This is a genomic window from Streptococcus sp. UMB1203 (assembly GCF_030217725.1).
GTDB lineage: Bacteria > Bacillota > Bacilli > Lactobacillales > Streptococcaceae > Streptococcus.
In genome coordinates this window covers 50,892-57,271 of record NZ_JASOOK010000010.1, presented here as the reverse complement: position 1 = coordinate 57,271, position 6,380 = coordinate 50,892, and the positions used below count along the sequence as shown (strand labels likewise).

Here is a 6,380-nt window from a genome sequence, read left to right as displayed (position 1 = left end):
TATCAAAAAAGAAAGGACGAAATTTGTCCTTTCTCGGTTTTAGCTTTTATTCAACCCACTACAGTTGACAAAGAGCCTTTTAAAAACAATAAATAAATAAAAAAGATTTGGTTCTGCTTCTCACAGAACCAAATCTTTTTATTATATTAGAAACGAATTGTTTCACGTGTTTTTTCATATGAAGTGACAAAACGGTTGGTTACACCAGGTTCTGCAACTTCCAAAGCTTGCGAAATCTTATCAAATGAAGCATGGTAATCAAATTCTTTTTCAAAAATTTCTAATGATTCATTAAAGGCTTCTTGAATTCGTTCATCAAATGAGCGATAACGGTTTGAATACTGTAGTAATTGTTCTGTCAACGTTGCATATTGAACAATATTATAGGTTTCTTCTTCAAGTTCTTCCATATCATTTGTCGTAATTTCAAGCATACGGTTCACAGCTTCGATATTGACCTGGGCTTCTTCAAGTTCAGCCATCAACTCCTCTGTATGATTACTTGCTGTGAAGAACAACTGTAAGAAACTCTGAGGAATACCTGGAAGATTGCGTTTTTCCATATATCTCTTAATTGTGTGAAGACGATTAACATAAACATTTGCCTTCTGGCGAGCATTAATATCATCTTTTTCAATCTGAGCAAGACGTTGACTAACCGCAACTTGTTCATCTTCAATTTCCTTCAAAGTCGCTTGTAAGTTTTCCAAACGATCTTCAAGCAATGAATAAGGCTCAGAATGTTCCTCTTGTTCAGAAGTTAATTCCAATACAGATTCTTCTAAAGATTCTAACTCAGCTTGTAATCTATGAACATGACTAACATCCGTTTCAGATAGTAGGTAATTGTTACTCAATCGTTGAATATCTTCCACTAAAACAGCATTACTATCTTTCATGTGTTTCAAATATGTAGGAAGGGTTGTAACTAAGCCTTCTACTACTTTTTGAGCAGCGATTTCTCGTGTAAAGATATCATAAAGTGCATTAATCTCTTCTTGGATTTGAGTATTTTCGTACTCTGCATTATCCAATTCTAGTTTCGCAATATTCTCATGATTTTTCTTGAGAGCTTCATAAAGCAGTTGGAAACGCGCTTCAATATCTGTCTCAGAAAAATGATAATTAGCATCTAAAAGCTTACGGTAGCCATCTTCTAAATCTTCCAGTTGATCAGGTAGATCTTTAGATAATGTTGCTACAATTGCTGGTATACGATCAACAATATGTGTCAAAGCCAAGATATGATTTTCAGCATTATCCAAAATCACAGCAGCTTCTACTGGGTCACCTGACGAATTTAAAGTTACAAACTGAGAAAACTCTGATTGGATATTTTCCAATTGTTTTTCAATTTCAGATAAACCTTGGCCATATTCTTCAGAATGATCAGCAACTCGGTGTTGCAACTCTTCAAACAAGTCCAAGGTATGAAGAACACGTCCACTATTTTTAGACTCTTGTTTCTCCAAATCTGCCAAGGCATTGCGAATTGCCGCAATATCTTCTTCAATCAAGGTAATTTGGCTCTCGATTTGGTCAATTTGATGACTAGCTTTGAAAAAACGGAATGAGTTGTTATAACCTTCTGCCTCGAAAAGATTATTTTCGATATCTGCAAAAGAGTTAAGAGATAGGTCAACCCATTTTTGGTTCCATTCACGGAAAGTCACCTGACTTTGTCCAATCAAGTGCATATTTTTTACAGCTTCAACTTCATCATTAACTGGAAGATTGTACAGTTCTTCTTTTTTATCTTCTAAAATTGCTAGTTTACTTTCATTGCGCTTCCTTACATAGATTGCGATAGCATAAGCAATGACCAATAAAACTGCAACTGCAATTATCAAATAAATTACTAGACTAGCAGACATATTAAACTCCTTTTTTACTTGAAACAATCGTAATGATTATATCATATTTTTTAGACCAAGGGAACTACTTCTCCCGATTTTTTAGACATCAAGTGTACTATAGACAGCATTTTCTTCGATAAACTCACGACGAGGCTCTACTCTATCCCCCATCAACATATCAAAGATTTTATCTGCTTCTGCAGCATCATCCACAGAAACTCTGGCCATCAAGCGATGCTCTGGATCCATGGTTGTTTCCCACAATTGGTGGTCATCCATTTCACCCAGACCTTTATAACGCTGAATGGTTGGTTTGGTACGTCCTTCACTGTGGCGGGCCAAGGCCTCTTGGAGTTTGATTTCTTGATCTGCACCTGGCTGGATGTATTCTTTAATCTCGCTTCCAACCTTGACACCATAGATTGGAGGTTGGGCAATATAAACATAACCAGCTTCTAGGATTGGTTTCATATAACGATAAATCAAGGTCAAAAGAAGGGTACGAATGTGGGCTCCATCGACATCGGCATCGGTCATCAAAACGAGTTTTTGGTACCGAGCTTTTGAAACATCGAATTCCGCTCCAAATCCTGTTCCCATAGCTGTGAAAAGACTACGAATTTCTTCGTTAGCTAGAATCTTATCCATACTTGCCTTTTCAACGTTCAAAATCTTACCGCGGATTGGAAGAATTGCCTGAAATTCACGGTTACGACCAGATTTGGCTGATCCACCAGCTGAGTCTCCTTCGACGATGAAGAGTTCTGTTTCAGCAGGATTGTTAGAAGAACAGTCTGCTAGTTTCCCTGGAAGGTTGGAAATTTCCAAACCAGATTTTTTACGAGTAACTTCACGCGCACGCTTGGCAGCCACACGAGCCTTAGCAGCTAAAATCCCTTTTTCCACGATACGTTTGGCAATCTGTGGATTTTCCATGAGGAAATCGGAGAAGGCATCACTGAAGAGACGATTGGTAATCTTGACCACTTCGCTATTCCCCAGTTTGGTCTTAGTTTGTCCTTCAAACTGTGGATTTGGGTGTTTAACTGAGATAACTGCAGTTAAGCCTTCGCGAACATCTTCCCCTGTTAGGTTGTCTTCATTGTCTTTTAGTAACTTATTCTTACGAGCATAATCGTTGATAACACGTGTCAAGGCTGTACGGAAACCTTGTTCATGCGTTCCACCTTCATGTGTATGAATATTATTGGCGAAACTCATGACATTTTCATGGTAACCAGTTGTGTACTGCATGGCTACCTCAACTGTGATATCATCCATCTCACCGTCTGTATAGATTGGTGTATCAAAGATTACATCCTTGTTCTCATTGATATATTCAACGTAACTAGCAATCCCACCTTCGTAATGGTAATGTTTGGTTTGTTCCAAACCTTCACGCTTATCTGTAATTGAAATTTGAAGACCGCGATTTAGAAAGGCCAACTCTTGAATCCGTTTATTTAATTTATCGAAATCAAAGGTTGTTGTTTCAGTGAAGATTTCTGGGTCCGGTGTGAAGTGAACTGTTGTTCCAGTTTTATCCGTATCTCCAACTACTTCAAGATCTGCGACAACATGACCACGACGGTATTCTTGGTAATGAATCTTACCATTTTTGTGGACATGAACGTCTAATTGAGTTGAAAGGGCGTTAACAACTGAGGACCCCACTCCGTGAAGACCACCTGAGACCTTATAGCCACCACCGCCGAATTTTCCTCCAGCGTGAAGGACTGTAAAGACAGTCTCAACGGCAGGTCGGCCTGTTTTTTCCTGAATATCGACTGGGATACCACGCCCATCATCGACAACAGTAATCGAATCATCGGGCTCAATAAAGACTTGAATATGGCTGGCAAATCCTGCCAAGGCCTCGTCGATTGAGTTATCAACGATTTCCCAGACTAGATGGTGAAGACCTTCTTTTGAGGTTGACCCGATATACATCCCTGGACGCATACGAACAGCTTCTAGGCCCTCTAAAACTTGAATTTGACTGGCATCATAATCCTGTGCCTGCAGATTTTTGATTTCTTCTGTCATCTTATTCCTTTTTCTTATATGTCTAATACTTGTCTTAAATTCACGATACTGGTAAACAAGTGGGTATCCAGTCCTGCAGATTGACCTGCTTCGATATCAATCGGTCGATCACCAATGACAAGACCAGAGCCAATCTGATATTTTTCTCTTAAATAAATCATAGACTCAGGATTTGGCTTTCTCTTAAAACCTGAGCTAGAAGTCACTACTTCCGTAAAATAAGCTGCTATAGAGGTTTTTTCTAAAATTTCCAAGACCTGATCATTTCTGTGAGAAACTAAGAAATGACGCCCACCTTGATTTGAAATGTCCTCCAATAAGTCAGAAACTCCATCAAATAAAATCGGGTGTTCAAGCTCTCTGGCTTCATTTTCCTTGTATTTTTCTAAAAAATGCTCTAAGTTGGGAGCGAATGTCTCAATCGCAAAATCAGTAGAAACCTTTAAAGCTTGATAGACACTGTCATGGTCTTGTGTGATGCCATACAATGCCAATGTTTCAACAAAGGCAGCTGTTGAAGTTTCGTAATTATCTAGTAAAGTTCCACCTAAATCCCAGATATAATCGTGATATTTCATAGCTTTCATTATACCATTTTTTCCTTAAAAAAGCGATGATTTCCCTGAGTTTTCCACATAAAAAAACGAGAGTTTGACTCCCGTTTTACTGATTTTTACCAAAGACATCTCGATAGAGCATTCCTGTTCGTAAAGTCTCTGCGTCTCCTCCTAATTGCTCTACCAGCTCGTAGGCAAAGGCAAGGGCTGTTGAAGGGCCTCGACTGGTTGTCAATTGACCATCTACCACTACTGTTTCCTTGACGTAGTGACCATCAAGAATTTGCTCTTGAACACCGTCATAACAAGTGTACTGCTTGTTTTTCAATAGCTCTGCTTGATTGAGGGCAATTGGTGCAGCACAAATGGCTGCCAGTTTCTTCCCTTCTTGCTCGAAGCTTTGCAATTCTTGAATCAAGGCCTGATTATCGCGTAAATGTGCAGAACCAGGCATCCCTCCAGGAAGAACAATCATATCATAGTCTGATAAATCGCCATCAAAGACACGATCTGCTCTGACTTGGATTGCATGCGAACCAGTCACTTGCTCTTCAAAACCAACCATATCACAAGTAATATTTGCACGACGCAAGACATCTACAACTGTCAAAGCTTCAATTTCTTCAAAGCCTTGAGCTAACATAACTGCTACTTTTACCATGATTTTCTCCTTATTTGATTTGTTTTAATACAACCTTTTTCCGCTTGAATGGGACTTTTCCGCTCTTTTCTTCAGCTAGATTGGTCTGGTAACTCATAGATAAAAGTAAGCCCACACCAATCAGATTACTGATAATAGCCGATCCCCCTTGAGAAATAAAAGGCAAGGGAATACCCGTCAAAGGAAGCAAACCTGTCACGGCACCGATATTCTCAAAGATATGGAAGAGCAACATCATAATCAAACCTGTGGAAATATAGGTGTAGAACTGGTTATTTGATCTAAGAGTAATCTTCAACATACGGTAAATCAGCATGAGATAAAGGGCGATAACAAGGACAGAGCCAATAAAGCCAAAATCTTCTGCAATGACCGTAAAAATCATATCAGACTCACGAACTGGAATAAGCAGATTCGAAGCATTAAATCCTTGACCAAATAAGCCACCGCTTCCAATGGCAATCTGTCCTTGAGCCTGTTGGTAAGTAGTTGTTTGGGCAAAGTCAAATGGATTAAGCCAAGCCAAGATACGATTGATTTGGTAGGTCGGCATGCCCAGTTGATGGAGAAAAGCCCGACCGTCCTTGCTGATAAAGATGGCTAGAAAACCAGCAATTCCTGTTACAGCAGTCACAAATACTGGGATAATAATTTTCCAAGAAACGCCCGATAATAAAACGATTCCTGAGAAAATAGCCACAAAAACTAAGGCCGTCCCCAAGTCACTTTGAAGTGCCAAAAGAACTAGGACTGGAATGGTAAAGAGAATCATCCAGAAAATCAACAAGAAGTCCAGCGGAACTGTGCGTCTCCATTCCTTATGTTTTTTGGTAAACTGGACAATCACACGAGCCAACATGAGGATATAGGATATCTTCATAAATTCTGACGGTTGGAACAAGGTAACACCATTTACCGATACCCAGTTTTTGGCACCCGTTGATGCAACTAAGCTTGGATTATAAAAGACAATCGGCAAGACCATAAGTCCCAAGCCTAAAATATATAGAAAGGGTGTCACCTTCCAAAGAAATTCAGTATTAAAGAGCATGACCACAAAACCAATCACAAGCCCCAAGGCAATCCATGCGACCTGCTGTCCTAAAATGGGCAAAATATTGTTTGGATAATCATGACTAACGGCTATATAAATAGCCACCACGCCAATAACCAGTAGAAAAAACACTGGCAAGAGCAAACTATAATCGACTCTAGAGTCGAGAGAACGTTTCATATACACTAACCTTATACTTTCATACA

At 39.3% G+C, this 6,380-nt stretch carries 5 protein-coding genes; all 5 read right to left on the bottom strand.

The genetic code is table 11. The features are described from left to right. Positions 1–146 precede the first annotated feature (146 nt). The 5 genes from ezrA to QP439_RS04070 all read right to left on the bottom strand — a co-directional run bounded on the left by ezrA (position 147) and on the right by QP439_RS04070 (position 6,354). Positions 147–1,874 (bottom strand): septation ring formation regulator EzrA, encoded by a 1,728-nt coding sequence (gene ezrA, locus QP439_RS04090; protein ID WP_261229293.1) that lies wholly within the window; start codon positions 1,872–1,874, stop codon positions 147–149. Between the two features lie 81 nt (positions 1,875–1,955). Continuing rightward, positions 1,956–3,902 (bottom strand): DNA topoisomerase (ATP-hydrolyzing) subunit B, encoded by a 1,947-nt coding sequence (gene gyrB / locus QP439_RS04085; protein ID WP_061864016.1) that lies wholly within the window; start codon positions 3,900–3,902, stop codon positions 1,956–1,958. A gap of 14 nt (positions 3,903–3,916) precedes the next feature. After that, entirely contained in the window at positions 3,917–4,480 is a 564-nt protein-coding gene (locus tag QP439_RS04080; protein ID WP_285387791.1) for an HAD family hydrolase, read from the bottom strand. Between the two features lie 85 nt (positions 4,481–4,565). After that, on the bottom strand, positions 4,566–5,120 hold the full coding sequence (locus QP439_RS04075; RefSeq protein ID WP_125454544.1) for a DJ-1 family glyoxalase III: 555 nt from the start codon (positions 5,118–5,120) through the stop codon (positions 4,566–4,568). A 10-nt stretch (positions 5,121–5,130) separates the two neighbouring features. Further along, positions 5,131–6,354, bottom strand: coding sequence for an FtsW/RodA/SpoVE family cell cycle protein (locus tag QP439_RS04070; protein ID WP_049488527.1), 1,224 nt, complete (start codon positions 6,352–6,354; stop codon positions 5,131–5,133). Positions 6,355–6,380 lie beyond the last annotated feature (26 nt).

Coding starts and splice junctions, on each gene's coding strand:
- QP439_RS04075 (WP_125454544.1), bottom strand. CDS start 5,120: ATGGTAAAAGTAGCAGTTATGTTAGCTCAAGGCTTTGAAGAAATTGAA.
- QP439_RS04080 (WP_285387791.1), bottom strand. CDS start 4,480: ATGAAATATCACGATTATATCTGGGATTTAGGTGGAACTTTACTAGAT.
- ezrA (WP_261229293.1), bottom strand. CDS start 1,874: ATGTCTGCTAGTCTAGTAATTTATTTGATAATTGCAGTTGCAGTTTTA.
- QP439_RS04070 (WP_049488527.1), bottom strand. CDS start 6,354: ATGAAACGTTCTCTCGACTCTAGAGTCGATTATAGTTTGCTCTTGCCA.
- gyrB (WP_061864016.1), bottom strand. CDS start 3,902: ATGACAGAAGAAATCAAAAATCTGCAGGCACAGGATTATGATGCCAGT.